General features: G+C 67.5%; 17 protein-coding genes. 11 read left to right on the top strand and 6 right to left on the bottom strand.

Annotation, left to right across the window (positions count from 1 at the left end):
* Nucleotides 1–153: 153 nt before the first annotated feature.
* From ON21_RS29705 to ON21_RS29690, 4 genes are all read right to left on the bottom strand, one after another.
* Nucleotides 154–1,053, bottom strand: coding sequence for a L,D-transpeptidase (locus ON21_RS29705; protein ID WP_169332744.1), 900 nt, complete (start codon nt 1,051–1,053; stop codon nt 154–156).
* A 307-nt stretch (nt 1,054–1,360) separates the two neighbouring features.
* Complete coding sequence (locus ON21_RS29700) at nt 1,361–2,722, bottom strand: cytochrome P450 (protein WP_051021478.1); 1,362 nt, start codon at nt 2,720–2,722, stop codon at nt 1,361–1,363.
* 50 nt (nt 2,723–2,772) lie between these two features.
* The gene (locus tag ON21_RS29695) at nt 2,773–3,987 is read right to left on the bottom strand and encodes a serine hydrolase domain-containing protein (RefSeq protein WP_086006504.1); all 1,215 of its coding nucleotides are present in this window, start codon (nt 3,985–3,987) and stop codon (nt 2,773–2,775) included.
* Nucleotides 3,988–4,114: 127 nt separating this feature from the next.
* Complete coding sequence (locus ON21_RS29690) at nt 4,115–4,621, bottom strand: DUF6764 family protein (RefSeq protein WP_039803359.1); 507 nt, start codon at nt 4,619–4,621, stop codon at nt 4,115–4,117.
* Between the two features lie 187 nt (nt 4,622–4,808).
* On the opposite strand from ON21_RS29690, the gene lppU reads away from it, so the two are divergent.
* Nucleotides 4,809–5,432 (top strand): LppU family putative lipoprotein, encoded by a 624-nt coding sequence (lppU, locus tag ON21_RS29685; RefSeq protein ID WP_039803357.1) that lies wholly within the window; start codon nt 4,809–4,811, stop codon nt 5,430–5,432.
* A gap of 41 nt (nt 5,433–5,473) precedes the next feature.
* The gene (locus tag ON21_RS29680; protein WP_039803355.1) at nt 5,474–6,919 is read left to right on the top strand and encodes an MFS transporter; all 1,446 of its coding nucleotides are present in this window, start codon (nt 5,474–5,476) and stop codon (nt 6,917–6,919) included.
* A gap of 52 nt (nt 6,920–6,971) precedes the next feature.
* Here the strand turns inward: ON21_RS29680 and ON21_RS29675 are convergent, their stop codons facing one another.
* Nucleotides 6,972–7,646, bottom strand: a complete 675-nt coding sequence (locus ON21_RS29675) for a S1 family peptidase (protein ID WP_039803353.1) — start codon at nt 7,644–7,646, stop codon at nt 6,972–6,974.
* A gap of 525 nt (nt 7,647–8,171) precedes the next feature.
* On the opposite strand from ON21_RS29675, the gene ON21_RS29670 reads away from it, so the two are divergent.
* From ON21_RS29670 to ON21_RS29630, 9 genes are all read left to right on the top strand, one after another.
* On the top strand, nt 8,172–9,026 hold the full coding sequence (locus ON21_RS29670; RefSeq protein WP_039803351.1) for an MlaE family ABC transporter permease: 855 nt from the start codon (nt 8,172–8,174) through the stop codon (nt 9,024–9,026).
* Nucleotides 9,027–9,030: 4 nt separating this feature from the next.
* Nucleotides 9,031–9,894, top strand: coding sequence for an ABC transporter permease (locus tag ON21_RS29665; protein WP_039803349.1), 864 nt, complete (start codon nt 9,031–9,033; stop codon nt 9,892–9,894).
* A gap of 7 nt (nt 9,895–9,901) precedes the next feature.
* Nucleotides 9,902–11,392 (top strand): MlaD family protein, encoded by a 1,491-nt coding sequence (locus ON21_RS29660; protein ID WP_039803347.1) that lies wholly within the window; start codon nt 9,902–9,904, stop codon nt 11,390–11,392.
* A complete protein-coding gene (locus ON21_RS29655; protein ID WP_039803345.1) occupies nt 11,389–12,432 on the top strand; it encodes an MCE family protein in 1,044 nt (347 codons plus the stop codon). The genes ON21_RS29660 and ON21_RS29655 overlap by 4 nt, the downstream gene beginning before the upstream one ends.
* Complete coding sequence (locus ON21_RS29650) at nt 12,432–13,430, top strand: MCE family protein (RefSeq protein WP_039803343.1); 999 nt, start codon at nt 12,432–12,434, stop codon at nt 13,428–13,430. Before ON21_RS29655 ends, ON21_RS29650 begins: the two co-directional genes overlap by 1 nt.
* Nucleotides 13,427–14,536, top strand: a complete 1,110-nt coding sequence (locus ON21_RS29645) for an MlaD family protein (protein ID WP_039803341.1) — start codon at nt 13,427–13,429, stop codon at nt 14,534–14,536. The genes ON21_RS29650 and ON21_RS29645 overlap by 4 nt, the downstream gene beginning before the upstream one ends.
* Before the next feature lie 8 nt (nt 14,537–14,544).
* Nucleotides 14,545–15,636: an MCE family protein gene (locus ON21_RS29640; protein WP_039803339.1), complete on the top strand. Its 1,092-nt coding sequence runs from the start codon at nt 14,545–14,547 to the stop codon at nt 15,634–15,636.
* Complete coding sequence (locus ON21_RS29635; RefSeq protein WP_039803337.1) at nt 15,633–16,808, top strand: MlaD family protein; 1,176 nt, start codon at nt 15,633–15,635, stop codon at nt 16,806–16,808. Before ON21_RS29640 ends, ON21_RS29635 begins: the two co-directional genes overlap by 4 nt.
* Nucleotides 16,809–16,940: 132 nt before the next feature.
* Nucleotides 16,941–17,690: a hypothetical protein gene (locus tag ON21_RS29630; protein WP_039803335.1), complete on the top strand. Its 750-nt coding sequence runs from the start codon at nt 16,941–16,943 to the stop codon at nt 17,688–17,690.
* 77 nt (nt 17,691–17,767) lie between these two features.
* On the opposite strand, the gene ON21_RS29625 is transcribed toward ON21_RS29630, so the two are convergent.
* Entirely contained in the window at nt 17,768–18,340 is a 573-nt protein-coding gene (locus ON21_RS29625) for a ribonuclease H family protein (protein WP_039803333.1), read from the bottom strand.
* Nucleotides 18,341–18,348: the final 8 nt, after the last annotated feature.

Below are 18,348 nucleotides of genomic sequence, written 5' to 3'. Positions count from 1 at the left end.
CGGACCGGCGCAAACAGCCGGTTACGATCGCCCGCCGACGCGCTGAACTTCTCGCGCACGGGCCAAGTAGAGCAAAAGCCGAACACTACGATCGGCTACTTCGAGCAATTGATCGTAATGTTCGGCTTCGCGCCGCTGCGGGGTTACCGCGACTTAATTCCAGTCCCCCAGGCCGTCACTCGCGCTGAGCGTGCCGCCCTGGGTGTTCTCCACGATGACGGGGTCGCCGCGGCGCGCGTTCTCGAAGAACCACTTGGCGTCCTCCGTGCTGACGTTCAGGCAGCCGTGGCTGGCGTTGGAGACGCCCTGCTGAGCGACCGACCACGGCGCGGCGTGCACGAAGATGCCGCTGTTGGAGATGCGGGTCGCGTACTCGACCTCGAGCTTGTAGCCCTCGGGGTCGGTGACCGGAACGCCGTAGGTCGACGAATCCATGGTCATCTTGCGCAGCTGCTCGCCGACGATGTAGGTGCCGTTCGGCGTCTCGTGCTTGGGCTTGCCCATCGACGTGGGCATCTCCTTCACCACCTCGCCGTTGCGGGTGATGGTGATGGTGTGGGTGTTGTCGTCCGCGGTGGTCACGAAGGCGTCGCCGATGCGGAAGGAGCTGGTGGTGCCGCCCGCCTGCACCTGCACGTCGGTGTTGTCCGGCCAGAACTCGTCCGGCCGCCAGCGCACCTGCTTGTCGCCGCGCCAGTAGAAGTGTCCCGGCGCGGCCTTGGAGGAGGTGATCTTGATGGCCTTCTCGGCGGCGGCGTGGTCGGTCACCGGTTCCTTGAAGGTGATGATGATCGGCTGCGCGACACCCACGACCTCGCCGTCGGCGATGTTGATCGAGGGCGGGGCGAAGTTCGCCTGCGGCTCGGGTTCGGTGGCGGCGGCGGCCGAGCCGGTGCCGATCCCCGGGATCGGTTCGGCCTGGGCAGGCGCGACGAGCAGAACACCGGCTGCCGCGATCGCGGCGGACAGCAGGACGCCCTCGCGCATCCGGCGGGCTAGCCGCGCTCCCTTGCGCGGAGCAGGCAACGACCCGGTGTGCAAAGCGGCATGCATAGGTTTCTCGTCCATTCCATCTCTCGCGCGCACGCGTACGCACGCGTAGCGAGATATTTCATTTCAGCGCGGAGCCAGAAGAACGCCCCACTGGTATCGAGGGCCCGACCCGTCGTCCATTCCTACCGCCCCGGCGCGCTCCTGAGCCACCTGCGTTTCAGAGTGATGCGTCAACCCTGCTGGTTGTGGTGTGAGTCACAAAGACTTGGATCGGGTATCGAAGCGGGCAAACGTGCCGGTCACGACGGATCGGGCGATCGCGGGCCGGAGTCGCGGGGTACCTGAAAGTTGGTTCACGGCAAACGTATTAGTGACGAAGCTCACTGACGACGTCGAACGAAATCGGACGATGCGGACCCGTCGCGATATTGTGCGGCACCGAGAGGGGGACGCTTCCGCGCGCATACCGCGGCGTGAGCCGCAGGCGTACCCGGCTCAGGATGGTGGCCAGCGCGATCCGCAACTCGTAGTCCGCGAGGGCCGCGCCGACGCAGCGCCGATGGCCGCCGCCGAACGGCGCGAACTCGAAGGGCCGGTAGCGGCGCTGGGTGAAGCGGGCCGGGTCGAAGCGGCCCGGGTCGGTCCAGACTTCGGGATCGGAGTGCAGCAATGGGACCGCTATCCCCATGGTCCGGCCCGGTGCGAGCGCGACGCCGCGCAGCGCGAACGGCTCGGTCAGCCGGCGCAGGATGATCGGCACCGGCGGGTGCAGACGCAGCGTTTCCAGGCAGACGGCGTCGAGGTAGGGCAGTGCGGCCAGCTCCGCCGGGTCGGCCTCCTGACCCGCGTCGCACAGCTCCCGGCGCAGGCGGGCCAGCGCCCGCGGGGCGCGGTGCAGCCGGAACAACGCCCAGACCAGGGTGGTCGCTGTGGTCTCGTGCCCGGCCACCAGCAAGGTGCGTATCTGCTCGCACAGCTCGTCGTCGGCGTCGTCGGGATAAGCGGACAGCAACATGTCGAGCACGTCGGTGTGCGGCTCGGCGGGATGCCCGCGGCGATGTGCGATGTCGGCGCGGATCAACCGATCCAGTCGCTCCCGCGCGGCGCGGAACCGGTCCCACGGGCCGTGCTGTCCGCGGCGCAGCACGGGCAACAGGAGCAACGGCCCGGAGAACGCCGTGATGAAGTCCGTCACCGCGGCGGTGTACTCCGCTTGCCGCCGCGCGTCGCGTGCACCGAACACCACCGTCGCGATCACCCGGAGCGTGAGGGCGCGCGCCGCCGCTCGCGCATCGATGCGCGCGCCAGCCGCCCATTTTTGACCGCTCTCCCCGGCCAGCTCCCGCACGGTGGCCTCCTGGATCAGCGCGCCGTACTCCCGTATCCGGGCACCGTGGAAGGCGGGTGTGAGCAGCGCGCGGTCGCGGCGATGGCGCTCGCCCGAAGCCAGGATCAGCGACGCGGCGCCGACCATCGGTTCGATCGGATTCGGACGCGGCGGCTCGGAGAACGCCACCGGCGAGCGGAACAGCTCGCGTGCGCCGGCGGCCGTCCCGGTGAACAGCACCGCACCGAAGCCGGGAAATCGAACGTAGAACGGGTCACCCTCCCGCGCCCGGCGCCAGCGGAAGTACCGATCGAAATCACCGCCCGCGGCCAAGGCGTGCAATACGGTCGCGCGCGGCACACGCGGTCCGGCGCGGCGGGCACCCGCCTCGGTTCGTAGCATGCGCACATCCATACCGAGGAACACGAGGCCGCGGCCGGAGCGGTTCGACGCTAGCCAGCGGCCTGCTTGTGCTTGCGCACCGTGGCCTGCGCCGTCGCCGCCAGCCGCGCGAGCCTGGCGTCGCCGAGCGCGGTCACCATGCTGCCGAGCCCGTTGGTGATGAACGCGATCGACATGCGGAGATCCGGATCGGCGTACGCGCCGGACCCGCCGACGCCGTAGTGTCCGAACGCGTGCCGGGGCTGCTGCTTGGACATCAGCACCGGGCGGTGATAGCCGAGCGTGAAGTGAATCGGCACACCGAGTACGTAGTCACGGCTGTGGGTGGGCTGCGCCTGGCTGATCGTCTCGATGGTCCGCGGTTCCAGCAACCGCACGATTTGCTCGGGGCCGACACCGTGCACCTTCCGGTCCGAGTGGGCCGCGTACACCACGCCGCCATTGGCCAGGGCGCCGTACATCCGCGCCAGTGCGCGCGCGGAGAACACGCCGTTCCAGCCCGGCATCACCGAGTCGTGCACCCGTGGGTCGCGGACCAGCTCGTCGAAACTCTCCGGCATGCCCGCCTCGGCGAGGCCGCGCACCGGTCCTACCCAGGACAGCACGGAGGAGGCGGTGTTCCAGCGGATGCCAGGCGGGCCGAGGTGGCGGTAGATCTTGGCGATCCGGTGGCGCTCGGATTCCGGGACGCGGAACCAGTACTCGTCCATGCCCAGCGGCTCGGCGATCTCGGTGCGCAGCACCTCGGTGAACGGTGCGCCCGTCGCCCGCTGCACGAGTTCGGCGACCAGCCAGCCGAAGGTGATCGCGTGATAGCCGGAGGTGCGGATGCGCCGGGGGTCGGGCGGGCTCTCGGCCAGCGCACGGACCACGGCGTCGTAGTGCAGGATGCCCTCGCGGCCGGGAACCAGGCCGCGCACCCGGTGCAGACCGGCGCGGTGGCAGAGCACGTCACGAACGGTGATGTCGTCCTTGCCGTGCGCGGCGAACTCCGGCCAGTACTCGGCCATCGGGACGTCGTAGTCGATCAGACCCCGTTCGGCCAAGCGGTGGACGACGGTGGAGGCCACGCCCTTGCCGGTGGAGAAGGTCAGCGCGACGGTGTCGCCGTTCCAGCGCCGCTCCTTGTCCGCCCAGCCTGCCCAGATGTCGACCACGGGCTTGCCGTCGAGGTAGACCGCGAGCGCCCCGCCGCCGCGGGCCGGCTGAGCGAACAGGCCGAAGAACTGATCTGCCAGCCGGATGAAATGCGGATCGACCAGCATTTCGTGCGGTGCCGCCAGCTTTCCGCCTGCCGAGTCGGCGGGCTCGAAGTCGTCCGCCGCCATTGCCGAAACCATGGGGTCACCTCCTGACCGCCGTTAGCCGGGCTGGTCAACCAGGGTAACCCGTTCAATGGGTCTGCCAGAGCCCAAAAGGCGTAGCGAGGCACGCGTCGCCGCTGTCGGCGTTCCACGCGAAGGCCGCCGCGCCCAGGCAGACGACCGTCTGTTCGGCGGTCGTCACCCCCGCTCGCGACCCTTCCAGCGCGATCGAGATCGCGAACGTCCGTACCGCCGGGTCCGTGGTCGAGGTCATGGCGACGGCGTCCGGCCCGAAGCCGACCGCCACGGGAACCCCACCCGCGCCTTCGCTCGCGCCGACACCTCCCGCCGCGCCGATGCCGATGGCCGTCGCGCCCGAGGTCGCGTTGGCGTAACCGACCCCGTCGATCCCGGTGGCGCCCGCCCTGCCGTAGCTATCGGTCGCCGCGCGGCAGGCTGTCGCCCCATCGATCAGGGTGATATCGGTCCCGTGTTCGGATCGGCAGTACACATCGGCGGCGGCCGCCATACCCGGAGCGACGAGGGAGCCTCCCATCGCTGCGGTCGAGCACACGATCGCGCTGATCAGCTTCACCGGGGACTCCTCTCACACCAGAAATCCCACCATACCCAGAGCTGTTGACGGCGGTTCGTTTCCGGCTCCGGCTCGACGCGCGCTCGGTCGATGGTGTATTCATGGCGTGGTATTTCAAGCGCAGCCATGGCAACTTCGGATTTCGGGGGCGTGAGTTCGCCGGCGTTACAGCTCGGGAGGACTGTACGTGTCTCGTCAACTGACCTGGGGGCGTCTCGCCTTCGCCGGACTGGCCATCGCGGCCGGATTGTCGCTGGTCGGCTGCACTTCCACGATCAACGGCACCGCCCAGCCTGCCGTGGACGGGACGATCGACGCGGTATCGGTGACCAACACGCCGAAGCCGTCCTCGGGCAGGCCGACGACGAGCGCCAGCAAGCCGACGACGAGCAAGCCGAGCGGGAGCACCGATTTCGACGCGAGCATCGGCGACTGCGTGAAGCTCGGCGGCACCACCACCAACGCCACCATCGAGAAGGCGTCGTGCGGCAGCCGCGAGTCGAACTACAAGGTGATCGACAAGAAGGCGAAGAGCTCGCAGTGCAGCAGCGACGCCGACAACTACTACGCCGAGACCATCAACGGCATCGAGCAGGGTGCGCTGTGCCTGGACATCGACTGGGTGGTCGGCGGCTGCATGGACGTCGGCGGCGACGACCCCAAGCGCATCGACTGCACCGGTTCGTCGCCGGTGAAGGGCGTCAAGGTGGTCAAGCGCGTGGACAGCGCCGATGACGTGAACGTCTGCGGCAGCGGCACCGGATACGTCTACGACAAGCGCCGTTTCGTCATCTGCGTCCAGGAACTCTGACCCGGACTTCCCAACGCCTGCCTGCCGCTAGGTTGGGGTAGGTGGACACCACCGAGCTACCGCGGCTGCGGTCCGGCACCGGGCGCTGGATTCTGCTGGCCACCATCCTCGGCTCGTCGGTCGCTTCGCTCGACGCGACGGTCGTGAACATCGCCCTGCCGCGGATCGGGGAATCACTGGACACGGACGTCGCCGGGCTGCAGTGGACGTTGAACGGTTACACCCTGACCCTCGCCTCGTTCATCCTGCTCGGCGGCTCGCTCGGCGACAAGCTCGGCCGCCGCCGGGTCTTCGTCTGGGGCACCATCGGTTTCGCGCTCACGTCGGTGCTGTGCGGTGTCGCGACGTCGATCGGACTGCTGATCGCCGCCCGGATCCTGCAGGGCGTCGCGGGCGCGATGCTCACGCCGGGCAGCCTGGCGCTGATCTCCTCGTCCATCGATCGCCGCGATCAGGGCGCGGCGATCGGTCTGTGGTCCGGCTTCGGCGGTGTGGCCGGCGCGCTCGGGCCGTTCCTCGGCGGCTGGCTCATCGAGATCGCGGGCTGGCGGTCGATCTTCTTCCTCAACGTTCCGCTGACCCTCGTCGTCGTGCTGGTCGCGTTGCGGCATGTGCCCGAGAGCCGGGACCCCGACGCCGCTCCCGAACTCGACGTGCCCGGCGCACTGGTGGTGGCGCTGGCGCTCGGCGCGCTGACTCTCGGACTGATCGACAAGATGCCCGTACTCATCGTGGCAGGCGTCGTGCTGCTGGCGGCGTTCGTCGTGATCGAACTGCGCAGCGACCACCCGTTGGTGCCGCCCTCGCTGTTCGGCTCGCGGGTGTTCACCGCGGCGAATCTCGTGACGCTCGCGGTCTACGCCGCGCTCGGTGGCGTGTTCTTCCTGTTGGTGCTGGAACTGCAACTGGTGGCGGGGTACTCGCCGCTGATGTCCGGCGTCGCGACCGTGCCGATCACGCTGATCATGCTGGCGCTGTCGGCTCCCGCCGGACGCTGGGCGCAGCGGCACGGGCCGCGCATTCCGATGACCGCCGGGCCGCTGCTGGCGGCGGCCGGTCTGGTGCTGTTGCTGCGCATCGGGCCCGACACCACATACTTCACCGATGTGCTGCCCGGCGTCCTCGTCTTCGGGTTGGGACTCGCGGCGCTGGTCGCCCCGCTCACCGGTGCGGTGCTCGGCGCGGTGCCCGCGAGCGAGGCGGGCATCGCCTCGGGCGTGAACAATGCCGTCGCGCGCACCGCGCAGCTGCTCGCCGTGGCCGCGCTGCCCGGGCTCGCGGGCATCTCGGGCGCGCTGGGTGATCCGGCCGCCTTCGACAGCGGCTTCGCCACCGCGATGTGGCTGTGTGCGGGCCTGCTGGTGACCGGCGCGGTGCTCGCCGCCGTCTTGCTGCGCCCCGTGCGGCGCGCACCGACGCTCGACAGCGTCGACTGCATGCCACAGTGCGCGGTCGCGGGGCCGGCGGTGGCGCCCAGCGAAAAGTGAGCGGCCCGAACGGATCGCTCCGTCCGGGCCGCCTCGTGGGAGTCGTTCGCGATCAGATCGGGACGTAACCCGCGCCGACGCCGCCGCGCGCGTTGATATCGGCCATGACCGCGCTCATGTTGGTCCCGACCTCAGGACCGAAGCATGCGATGGCCAGGTAGGCGTTCACCATGCCGACCAGCGTCGTACCGACGACGACCGGCGCACCGGAGTCGCCTTCCACCACGCACATCTGGCTCCAGGTCTCGACGTTCGTCCGGAAGACGTCACCCCAGGCGAGACCGCAGGTGTTGCCGGTGGTGCGCCCTTCCTTGCAGACGATCTGCGGGAAGCTGGCCGGTGCGCCGATTCCGGTGATGGTGACGTTGCCGACCCGGTTCACCGGGGTGATCTTGCCCGGATCGAACTGGATGACGGCGTAGTCGAGATCGTGGTTGGAGTAGGCGAAACGGCCGATCACGCCCGAGCCGCGATCGGCTTCGGCGTAGACCTGTGCCCCCGGGTCGCCGCAGTGGCCTGCGGTCAGGCCGACCAGACGTCCCGCGTTGTCGTGGCCGACAGTCGTGACCGTGCACTCGAACTGGTTGTCGATGATGATGCCGGATCCACCGCCCAACACCGGCGGGCCCGGGTCGGCGTTAGCGGCCCCTGTGCCCGTGCCGAGCAGCGCCGCGCCCAGGGCGACGGCGAAGGCGGCGTTGGCCACCTTGGCGAGTTTGCTGAACATGTCCCTCCAGACGTCGGAAGCCCGCACGATATCAATCTGTCGCACCCATCGTGTCAGTAATCGGTCTCGGGCGCGTCACCACTACCGGGTTGTCCCCGCTGCTCCGCGCTTCAATCCTATTTCATACAACTGTGACCAAGTGTATCTTTCGAGCCTAATAGCGATTAGCTATCGCAATTGTGAAAAGGACGTGGACGTTAGTGACTCGGTGATAGTAAGGAGGCGTCGCGTTGGTCTCCGGAAACAAATCTGATTTTCGATGAGAATTATCCAAAGTAATTCGCCGAATCGCCGGATGCGACCCGTCATTCACGCAGTTCGGCTGTAGGTTGTGCCAGAGCTGGGCCGCTCACCTTTGGGGTCGTTCCCAATGTTCCGCGCCTTAACCATTGCTTTTCGGCGACGGTGAGGAACATCTATGACTGCGATCACAAGTGGATGGTGTGTTCTGCACTACTCCGTAGTAAGGTGCGTCAAGCAAACGAGTCGTCGGGGCAGCCAACCGGCGTCGAGGAGGATTAGCCAGTGCAGTCGACCGAGAGTCCACCATCAGGGTCACGGTTCAGTGGTGCGGTCGATTGGACGAGATCTTACTGGCAAGATCATCCGAAGCGTTCGCTGGAGACCTTCGGCAGGCAGATCACGATGGGCTTCGCCGCCGTCGCCGAACTGTTCGTCTCGATATTCCGCAGGCGCTTTCCCTTCGCCGAGTTCGTCCGCCAGTGCGCGTTCATGGCCAGCGTCTCCGCGGCGCCCACCCTGCTGGTCGCCATCCCGATCGGCGTCATCGTCTCCATCCAGGTCGGCTCGGTCGCAGGCCAGGTCGGCGCCACCTCGTTCATCGGCGCGGCCAACGGCCTCGGCATCATCCAGCAGGGCGCCCCGCTGGTCACCTCGCTGATGATCGCGGGCGCCGTCGGCTCCGCGGTCTGCGCCGATCTCGGCTCGCGCACCATCCGCGAGGAGATCGACGCCATGAAGGTGATGGGCGTCGACCCGATGCGCAGGCTGGTCGCTCCGCGCCTCGGCGCCGCCATGCTGGTGAGTGTGCTGCTGTGCGGCTTCGTCGTCTTCGTCGGCTTCCTGACCGGCTATATCTTCAATATCTTCGCGCAGAACGGCACGCCGGGTTCCTACGTCGGCACCTTCTCCTCGTTCGCCGTGACCACCGATCTTCTTGTCGCGCTGATGAAATCGCTGATTTTCGGTCTGCTGGCGGCGATCATCGCCTGCGACACCGGATTGAACACCCGGGGCGGCCCCGGCGGTGTCGCGAACTCGGTGAATTCCGCCGTGGTGAGCTCCGCCATCATGCTGTTCGGGGTGAACCTCATCATCACCCAGGTTTACAACGCACTCTTCCCGTCACAGGTGGTCTGAGCCGGTGTCATCAACCTATGTACCGCCGCTGCTGCGGCCTCTCCAGGCATTCCGGAAATCCGCGCAGGCTCCGGTAGATCTGCTCGCCAGGCTCGGCCACCAGGTGTTCTTCCTGTTGCGCTCGATCGGCTCGATTCCGCTGGCGCTGAAGCACTACCCCAAGGAAGTGTGGCGCCTGCTTTCGGACGTCACCTGGGGCAACGGCAATCTCGTCGTCGGCGGCGGCACCATCGGCGTCGTCGTCATTCTGAGCGCGTTCGGCGGCATGACCGTCGGCATCCAGGGCTACAACTCGCTGAACCTGCTCGGCCTGAGTCCGATCACCGGTGCGATCTCGGCGTTCGCCACTACTCGCGAACTCGGCCCGCTGCTGGCCACGCTGGCCTTCGCCGCTCAGGCGGGCTGCCGCTTCACCGCGCAGCTCGGCGCCATGCGCATCTCCGAGGAGATCGACGCGCTGGAGTCCATCGCCATCCGGCCGCTGCCGTATCTGATCAGCACCAGGATGTTCGCGGCGATGGTCGCCATCATCCCGCTCTACTGCCTCGGCCTCACGATGGCCTACGTCTCCTGCTCGCTGACCGTGCAGCTGATCGGCGGCACCGCCACCGGCACCTACCAGCACTACTTCTATCAGTTCCTCGTTCCGACCGACGTCATCTACTCGCTGATCAAGGCGATCCTGTTCGTCGCGATCACCACGTTCATCCAGTGCTACTACGGCTTCTTCGCCTCCGGTGGCCCCGAGGGCGTCGGTGTGGCCGCGGGCCGCGCGATCAAGATGTGCATCATCGCGGTCGTGTTCGCGAACCTGTTCATGACATTGGCGATCTGGGGCGTCAACCCCGGCATCCGGATCTCGGGGTAGACACCAGATGATCATTGATCCCAGTGGGCGCGGACCCACGATGCGGCAGCTGCTCATCGCAGGCGTGTGCGGTCTGGTCGTGTTCGCGTTGGTGCTCGGCTTCCTGATGCTGCGCTACAAGGGCTACTTCCAGGAGAAGGTCAACGTCACCGCGAACCTGACCACCACGGGTGACGGTCTGCCCGAGCAGGCCGACGTCAAGTTCCGCGGCGTGCTCGTCGGCGCGGTGAAGACCGTCGACGTCGCGGCCAAGGGCGAGCTGCAGAAGGTCCGGATCGAGATGAAGCCGGAGTTCGCCGGTGACATCCCGGCCAACGTGACCGCTCGCGTGGTGCCGAGCAACCTGTTCGCCGTCACCTCCGTCGAACTCGTCTTCAACGGTCCCGCCGACCAGTACCTGCACGAGGGCTCGGTCATCGAGGAAGACCGCAGCAAGGGCACCATCGCGCTGCAGGACACGCTCACCACGGTGCGCAACATCCTCGACAAGATCGATCCGGTGCAGTTCGGCCGGGTGCTCGGCACCCTGTCCCAGGCGCTGGACGGCAGCGGCCGGATGCCCGGCTCCACCGTCGAGCGGCTCGACCGCTGGCTGCTGGCCGTCGACGAGTCGATTCCCGATCTCGGTGTGCTGCTGGGCGACTTCTCCGCCTCGTTCAACGCGCTCAACCAGTCCGCGCCCGAGCTGGTCGACGTGCTCGGCAGCTCGGTGCAGACCGCGCGCACCATCGCCGACCGGCGCAGCGAGCTGGTCTCGCTGATCACCGGCACCAGCGGAACCATCGACACGGTGAACGACCTGTTCGCCCGTAACCCGAACGTGGGCATCGAGGTAACCGCGGGGACCAACGACATGTTCGGCGCCCTCGCCGCCGACCCCGACGCGATCACCAGGAGCCTGCTGAACCTCAGCGAGACCATGCGCCGGATGGACACCACGTTCACCTGGGGTCCGCAGAAGCAGCAGGTCTGGGACGCGGGCATCACGCTGACCCCGTACCGGCCCTACACCGTGGCCGACTGCCCGCGCTACGGCCAGCTGGTCGGACCGAGCTGCTACACCGCTCCCGCCGTGGCCGATGTCGGCGAGCTGCCGGAGCAGCTGAAGCCGCGCGCGCTCGCCTCGGCCGCCGGGCTTCCCCCGGTGGTGCCGATGCCCGGTCTGCCGCTGATCCCCGGCGTCACCACACCGGACCCGAACCGCGCCACCGCGGCAGCCCCGACCGGCGGCGCTCCCGCTCCGTTCGCGGGCACCCCGCTCGAGGGCCTGTTCCCGATGCTGCCGCCGGGCCTGCTCCCGCCGGCCGCGGCCCCCGCGCCCGCGGCTCCGGCCGCCGCGCCCGAGGGCACCCCGTCGGCGGCGCCGATCGCCTACCGGGGTGACGCCGCGATCACCGCGCTGCTCGGCCGCCAGCCGACCACCGCCGAATACCTGCTGCTGAGCACGATCCTGAAGGGCGGAACCATGCAGGTGTCCGACAACGGTGCCGGACGATGAGCATTCGCAAACCGCTGATCGGATTCGGCATCTTCGCCATCGTGTCGATCCTGGTGACGGTGGTGGTGTGGAACACGCTTGCGCGCATCGTCAGCGGCGACACCTACACCTATTCCGCCACGTTCTCCGATGTGCTCGGCCTGCACGAGGGCGACGACGTCCGCATGGCGGGCGTGCGGGTGGGCAAGGTCGAGAAGATCGAGCTGGGCCGCGACGCGCATCTGAAGAAGTCGGTCGCCAAGGTCACCTTCGTGGTGCAGCGCGACCAGACGATCTACAACGACACCAAAGCGCTGGTCCGCTACCAGAACCTGATCGGTCAGCGGTACGTGGCGCTGGCCCCCGGCAAGGGGTCGAATCCGGCTCCGCTGAAGAACAACGGTTCCATCCCGATCGATCGCACCGAGCCGTCGTTCGACATTTCGGGTCTGCTGAACGGGTTCCAGCCGCTGTTCCAGGTGTTGCAGCCCGAGCAGGTCAACCGGCTCTCGGAGACCTTCATCCAGGCTTTGCAGGGCGACGGCGTCTCGCTGAGCGCGTTCATCGTCCAGGCCGCCCAGCTGGCCACCGACTTCCAGCGCAGGGACGCGATCCTGTCCGATGTGATCACCAACCTGTCGGGCGTGATGTCGGGGTTGGCGAAACGAGGTGATGAATTGGAGACCCTGGTGACCCAGACCCGGGCCTTGATCGGCGGGCTGTACGACCAAGGACAGTCATTGCTCGCCTCGACCGAGCAGATCGCGAGCGCCACCACGTCGGTGGTCGGCATGCTCGACCGGATCCAGCCGAGCCTGCGCAACGCGCAGAACTCCACCAGCGCGGCGCTGAAGCTGTTGCTGGACAACGGCGCCAAGCTGGATCAAGCCGCGATCGACCTGCCGAACGTCCTGTCGGCGGCGGGCAGGCACACCTCGGAGGGCGGTTACGCCAACGCCTACCTGTGCGGCCTGGACGTGTCGCTCTACGGCGTCCTGTTCCCCCGCGGTCTGTTCTCCCAGATCGGTGGCACCTCGCACTCGGCGGTGTGCCGCCCATGATGACGAAGCTCAGGTCCAGGTTCGACAGCAACCGGTACTTCTGGTTGGGCATCATCGGCGGCGCCCTCATCGTGGTGCTGCTGCTGGTGTCCAGCGTCTACAAGCTCATCGGCGTCGGCGAGCAGTCGATCAAGGCCGAGTTCGTGCAGGCCGCGGGCATCAGGGTCGGCGACAAGGTGAACATCGCCGGCGTCTCATCGGGGCGGGTGGTCGGCGCCGAGCTCGAGGGCAGTCACGTGCTGCTCACGCTGAGCGTCAGCGACGATGTGAAACTCGGCCCGGACGCGCGCGCCTCGATCAAGATGGCCACGCTGCTCGGCGCGAGGTACGTCGACCTCGAGCCGGGCGATGGCTCCGGGCTGAAGGGCAAGCGGATCCCGATGTCCAACACCTCGGTCCCGTACAACCTGGCCGACGTGGTGCAGGTCGGCACTCCGAAGTTCGAAGCGCTCGACACCAAGAAGCTGGCCGACTCGCTGAACCTGATCAACGAGCAGATGAACGGCTCGCCCCAGCTCACCGCCCAGGCGTTGGACAGCGTCGGCGCGCTGGCCAAGGTGATCGACAGCCGCAAGACCGAGGTGGACGCCCTGCTGAAGGACTTGGACCGGGTCACGCAGATCCTGGGCGACAACCGCAACAGCATCCTGCTGGTGATCACCCAGGGCGAGGCCATCGCCAATCGGGTGATGGAGCGCCAGGCGCTGCTGCGCCAGCTGCTGGACAACGTCGCGACGCTGACCAAGCAGTTGCAGGCGATCGGCGCGGAGAACAACGATCAGCTCGGCCCGACCATCCAGCAGCTGAACACCATGGCCGAGGGCCTGCAGAAGAACAAGGACAACCTGGATCGGATGCTGTCGATCATGCCGCCGACCCTGCGCTACCTGGCGAACTCCTGGGGCGGCAGCGGTCCGTACGGCGATGTCGGCCTGCCGTGGCTGTTCCCGGACAACTGGTTGTGCTTCGCCCAAGTTATCGAGGGGTGCCAGGGATGAAATTCCGCACGGGCTTTCCGCTGAGGACCGTCGCGAAGACGCTTCTGATCAGCGCCGCCGCACTGACGGTCGGCAGTTGCTCGTTGCTGCCGAGTTCGGTGAACGACGCGTTGGGCAACACCCTGCGGATCACCGCCGACTTCGACAACATCGCAGGCATCTACGAGGGCAATCCGATCACGGTGCTCGGGCTCGATGTGGGCAAGGTCGACAAGATCGTGCCCAAGGGCACGCTGGTCGAGGTGCACATGTCCATCGACAAGGACGTGAAGATCCCGAAAGACGCCATCGCCGCGATCGTCTCGCCGTCCATCGTCACCGACCGGCACGTCGAGCTCACTCCCGTCTACACCGGGGGCGCGACCTTGTCCGACGGCGATCATCTGCCCAAGGCCCGCACCAAGACGCCGGTCGAGTTGGACACGATGATCAAGACCATCGACCAGTTCGCCGCCGCGCTGAAGCCGGAGCCTGGTCAGGAGGGCCTCGGCCCGCTGTCGGGCCGGGTGCTGTATCCGATGCTCAACGGCAACGGCGAGAAGATCCGCGACACCCTCAACGCGCTGTCCAGCGCGCTGAAGGTCGGCGTGGACAACAAGGACGCGATCTCCAGCATCATCATCAAGCTGAACGACCTCACCACCATGCTGGCCGAGAACGACCAGTCGGTGCGCGATTTCAGCAACCGGGTGACCCAGATGACCGGCCTGCTCGCCGAGCAGGCACCTGGCTTGCAGGCCACGCTGGACCAGTTGCTCGCCTTCCTGCGGAACACGAGCACCACGCTGACGCAGTACCAGGACCAGTTGCAGGGCACCATGACCGGCCTGACCAACGTGACCCAGCAGCTGCGCGACAACGCCTACGGCCTCACCGAGGTCGCCGACCTGGCGCCGATGGTCATGCAGAACGTCGACAACATCATCAACCGTGAGCACCAGTACGTCCGGCTGCACGCGGTGATCGGCACCGCGCTGTCGGGTGAGATCGTCAGCCTGTTCTGCGAGCGCATCCAGATGAAGGCCGACGGCTGCCGCACCGGAAACATGCAGGACTTCGGGCCCGACTACGGGCTGACCGCCGCACTGCTCGGACTGACGAAATGACGTACCGAATGACGATCAAGGCACGCAGGGCGCTGGTCGCCGTCGCCGCGGTGGCCGGTGTGGCGGTCACCTCCGGCTGCGGGCTCACCGTGGAGAAGCTGCCGCTGCCGAAACCGGGCCAGGGCGGGGAGACCTACACGATCCACGCGGTCTTCGAGAACGCGCTGAATCTGCCCGACCAGGCGAAGGTGAAGATCGGTGGTTCGGACGTCGGCGTGGTCACCGACATCAAGACCAAGAACTTCCAGGCCATCGTGGATCTGACCATTCGCAAGGACATCGAGTTGCCCAAGGGCAGCACGGCGGAACTGCGTCAGGCCACCCCGCTGGGTGACGTGTTCGTGGCGGTGTCCAAGCCCAAGGTCGAGCCCGGTGCGGCAATGCTGCACGACGGCGACACGCTCACCATCGACAGCACCTCCGCGGGCGCGACCGTCGAGCAGTTGCTCATCTCGGTCTCCATGCTGTTCAACGGCGGCGGCATCGCCAGCCTCTCCAAGCTCGGCTCGGAGCTGGACTCCATCGTCGGCGGCCGCGGCGACCAGCTCGCCCACCTGATCACCGAGATGACCGGCGTGGTCGGCAGTTTGAACGCCAACTCCGCGCGGGTGGACAGCGTGCTCGGCGAGTTCAGCACCTTGGCCGACACCATCGAGGGGCGGCGGTCGGAGCTCGGCGAGGTGGCCGACACGCTGCCGCAGATGATCGGCGCCATCGCCGAGAACAACCGGGCCCTCGGTGATCTGCTCACCAAGTTGTCCACCACCAGCGCCGCGCTGGGCGACTACGCGAATACCTCGACCGAGAACCTGAACGGGCTGCTGGACAACACCCGCCAGCTGATGGACGCCATCGCGAAGACCGGTGACGGCTTCGGCGTCCTGCTGGATCGGCTGCGCGTAATTCGGCCGAAGGTGGACGCGACCTTCCGCGGCAGCAGCTTCGCGGTGTACGCGACCGCGACCAACCTGGACATCAGCGCGCTCACCGATCCGCAGCACGGCAAGATCCAGGATCTCAACGACCTGCAGGACTTCGCGGGCAGCCTGATCCAGGTGCTGCAACTCGTGCAGAGTCGAGTGGGGGGTGGACAGCGATGACCTCCGTGCGCAAAGTTCTCGGCAGCAAGATCTTCCTGTCGAACCTGGGTCTGGTGCTCGTGCTGCTGGTCGGCGCCGCGTACCTGCTGGTGAACGTCATGCGGGTGAACCCGCTGCGGTCGGACTACACGGTCACGGTGAATCTGGACCGTTCCGGCGGTCTGCAGCCCGGCAACGACGTGACGTTGCGGGGCTGGCGAATCGGCAAGGTGACCTCGATCGAGCTGACCGATCGCGGCCAGGCCATCGCCGCCACCGCGCAGATCGAGTCGAAGTACAAGATCCCGGTGGACACCCAGATCGCGGTGCAGGCGCTGTCCGGCGCGGGCGAGCAGTACATCGACTTCCGGCCGAACGCCGAGCAGGGGCCGTACCTGCCCAACGGCGCGGTGATCAAGTTCGACCCCGACAAGATCCACACGCCGACGCCGGTGTGGTCGGTGCTGGACAACGCCAGCGCCCTGATCGCGCAGATCAACCCGGATCACTTCCAGGTCATCCTGAACGAGCTGGACATCGCGCTCAGCGGGGGTCCGGATCAGCTGCGCGGCCTGGTCAACGGCATCAGCTTGGCGATGGCAGGCCTGGATTCGCTGCTGCCGCAGACCACGAATCTGATCACCAACCTGCGCACCATCGCCAACACCACCTCCATGGCGCAGCCCGATCTGGCCACGCTGACGCACAACTCCGGAGTGCTGTTCGAGCAGTTCAACAACGCCAACGCGGAACTGCAGCGGGTGCTCGAGCAGGCGCCGGGCCAGCTCACCAGCCTGGGCGCGGTGGTGGACAAGACGGCCGATCCGATCACCAGTCTGGCGACCAACTTCCAGGCGATCACGAAGGCGGCGCAGCTGCGGCTGCCCGCACTGCGCGCGCTGTTCCCCTCGCTCGCACTCGGTGGCGAAGCGCTCGGCATCCCGGCGCACGACGGCGAGTTCCACGCGATGATCGACATCTGGCCGCGGCCGTTCTGCACCTACAACACTCCGAAGATCCGCAACGAGGTCGTGCAGGACGGCACGATCCCGAAGTGGAACTACTGTGAGAACCCGCCGGGTCAGCAGATCCGCGGCGCCGCCAACGCGCCCCGGCCCGATGTGCCGAACAACGGCGCGCACATGCCGCCGGGTGTGGATCCGAACGAGCGGACGCTGCCTCCGGTGCGGTGAGTCGTACCCGGCCCGGCGGTCATCCCGCCGGGCGGGCATACTCGCCGGTGGAACCCGTAAGGTTCGCTGCCGCGGGCCGCTGAAGCCAATCGGTGCGCACCGACGCGCGCCGGGAAAGTGCAGGTTTTATCGATGTCTACCGACGACGCCGAGACCGGCAAGGACGCCGAGACCACGGCCGCCGCCTCCGACAAGGACACCGCAGCGGTGACCGAGAAGTCGCAGGAAGCCGCTGGCGCGGCGAAGCCCGACCTGTCCAAGGCGGAGAAGGCAGACAAGGCCGGGAAATCCACCTCCCTTCCGCTGGTGGCCGCCTTCGTGGCCGGCGTGCTCGCGGTCGCGGCGATCACCGCGGTGGTCGTGTTCTTCTTGCAGGGCAAGGATCGCGGCGACAAGCTCGACGCGATCCGCGATTCGACCAACGCCGCGTGCAAGTTCGGCAAGGACGTCTCGGTCTACGACTACTCGAAGAACCTCGACGACTATTTCGCCACGGTGAAGGCGGGCTCGTCGGGCGAGTTCCTCAAGGAGTTCGACGACGCGACCAAGGCGCTGAAAGACGCCATGGTGCAGGCGCAGGTCAAGTCCTGGGTCGATGACGTGCAGTGCGGCTACCAGTCCGGCGACAAGACCTCGGCCAAGGTGCTGGTGACCCTCACGCAGTATCGGACCAACTTCACCCAGGCCAACCCCGAGCGGCAGTTCGTCGTGGTGATCGCCCAGTTGCAGAAGTCCGGCGACAAGTGGCTGGTCGAGAAGCTCGATTCGCCGATGTTGAAGGGCGCGGGCACCGGCCTTCCCGGCGCTCCCGCACCGGGCGGCGCTCCGGCGCCGGGGCAGCCCGCACCGTCTGGTCAGCCCGCACCGCAGCCGGGTAACTAGCCGAGCGCCTCCGGCGGTGGGCCGAGCCACCACCGCCGGAGGTCATTCGGGCAGCCTGCGCCGCTTCGGCGGGCGCGTCAGAACAGCGTCAGAGCCTGTGGCGCCGACGGCGCGGCCGCCTTCCCCGCGGCCTTGTCCTTCGGCGCTTCCGGCGCCGTCGGCGTTTCCTCCACAGTCACCGCGAGCATTTCCACGGTGTTCGCCTCGGCTACGGCCGCGGTGACCGCGGCCTGCCGAGCCGCTTCTCCGGCCAGTGCGTCGGCCTGCTCGTTGAAGTAGTTGCCGACATGCCCACGGACCCAGCGGAACCGGACCGGTCCCGGCCTGGTCGCGATGGCCCGATCGATCTGCCGGACGAGTTCGACGTTCTTCACCGCGCCACCGGTCGACGTGCGCCAGCCGTTGAGCCGCCACCCCGACACCCACTCCGAGGCGCATTTGATGGCGTAGAGCGAATCGCTCTCGATGAGAAGGGGTTCGGAGCCGGGGTGGGCGACGATCGCCTCCAGCACCGCGCGCAACTCCGCGACCTGGTTGGTCCCGGACGCGGCTCCCCCGCTCGCGGAGGAGCCCTGATGATTGACCCAAGCCCAGCCGATGGCGCCACCGGGATTGCGGAGGCAGGATCCGTCGGTGCTCACGATGATCATGGCTGGCA

This window comes from Nocardia araoensis NBRC 100135 (assembly GCF_000308435.1).
In the GTDB taxonomy this organism is placed as follows: Bacteria; Actinomycetota; Actinomycetes; order Mycobacteriales; family Mycobacteriaceae; genus Nocardia; species Nocardia araoensis.
This window is presented reverse-complemented; position numbering and strand designations above follow the sequence as displayed.

Excerpts from the sequence above, each read along its gene's own strand:
- ON21_RS29640 (WP_039803339.1), top strand. The coding sequence starts at position 14,545 with ATGACGATCAAGGCACGCAGGGCGCTGGTCGCCGTCGCCGCGGTGGCC.
- ON21_RS29645 (WP_039803341.1), top strand. The coding sequence starts at position 13,427 with ATGAAATTCCGCACGGGCTTTCCGCTGAGGACCGTCGCGAAGACGCTT.
- ON21_RS29705 (WP_169332744.1), bottom strand. The coding sequence starts at position 1,053 with ATGCATGCCGCTTTGCACACCGGGTCGTTGCCTGCTCCGCGCAAGGGA.
- ON21_RS29635 (WP_039803337.1), top strand. The coding sequence starts at position 15,633 with ATGACCTCCGTGCGCAAAGTTCTCGGCAGCAAGATCTTCCTGTCGAAC.
- ON21_RS29650 (WP_039803343.1), top strand. The coding sequence starts at position 12,432 with ATGACGAAGCTCAGGTCCAGGTTCGACAGCAACCGGTACTTCTGGTTG.
- ON21_RS29700 (WP_051021478.1), bottom strand. The coding sequence starts at position 2,722 with ATGCTACGAACCGAGGCGGGTGCCCGCCGCGCCGGACCGCGTGTGCCG.
- ON21_RS29675 (WP_039803353.1), bottom strand. The coding sequence starts at position 7,646 with ATGTTCAGCAAACTCGCCAAGGTGGCCAACGCCGCCTTCGCCGTCGCC.
- ON21_RS29655 (WP_039803345.1), top strand. The coding sequence starts at position 11,389 with ATGAGCATTCGCAAACCGCTGATCGGATTCGGCATCTTCGCCATCGTG.
- ON21_RS29695 (WP_086006504.1), bottom strand. The coding sequence starts at position 3,987 with ATGCTGGTCGATCCGCATTTCATCCGGCTGGCAGATCAGTTCTTCGGC.
- ON21_RS29630 (WP_039803335.1), top strand. The coding sequence starts at position 16,941 with ATGTCTACCGACGACGCCGAGACCGGCAAGGACGCCGAGACCACGGCC.
- ON21_RS29625 (WP_039803333.1), bottom strand. The coding sequence starts at position 18,340 with ATGATCATCGTGAGCACCGACGGATCCTGCCTCCGCAATCCCGGTGGC.
- ON21_RS29660 (WP_039803347.1), top strand. The coding sequence starts at position 9,902 with ATGATCATTGATCCCAGTGGGCGCGGACCCACGATGCGGCAGCTGCTC.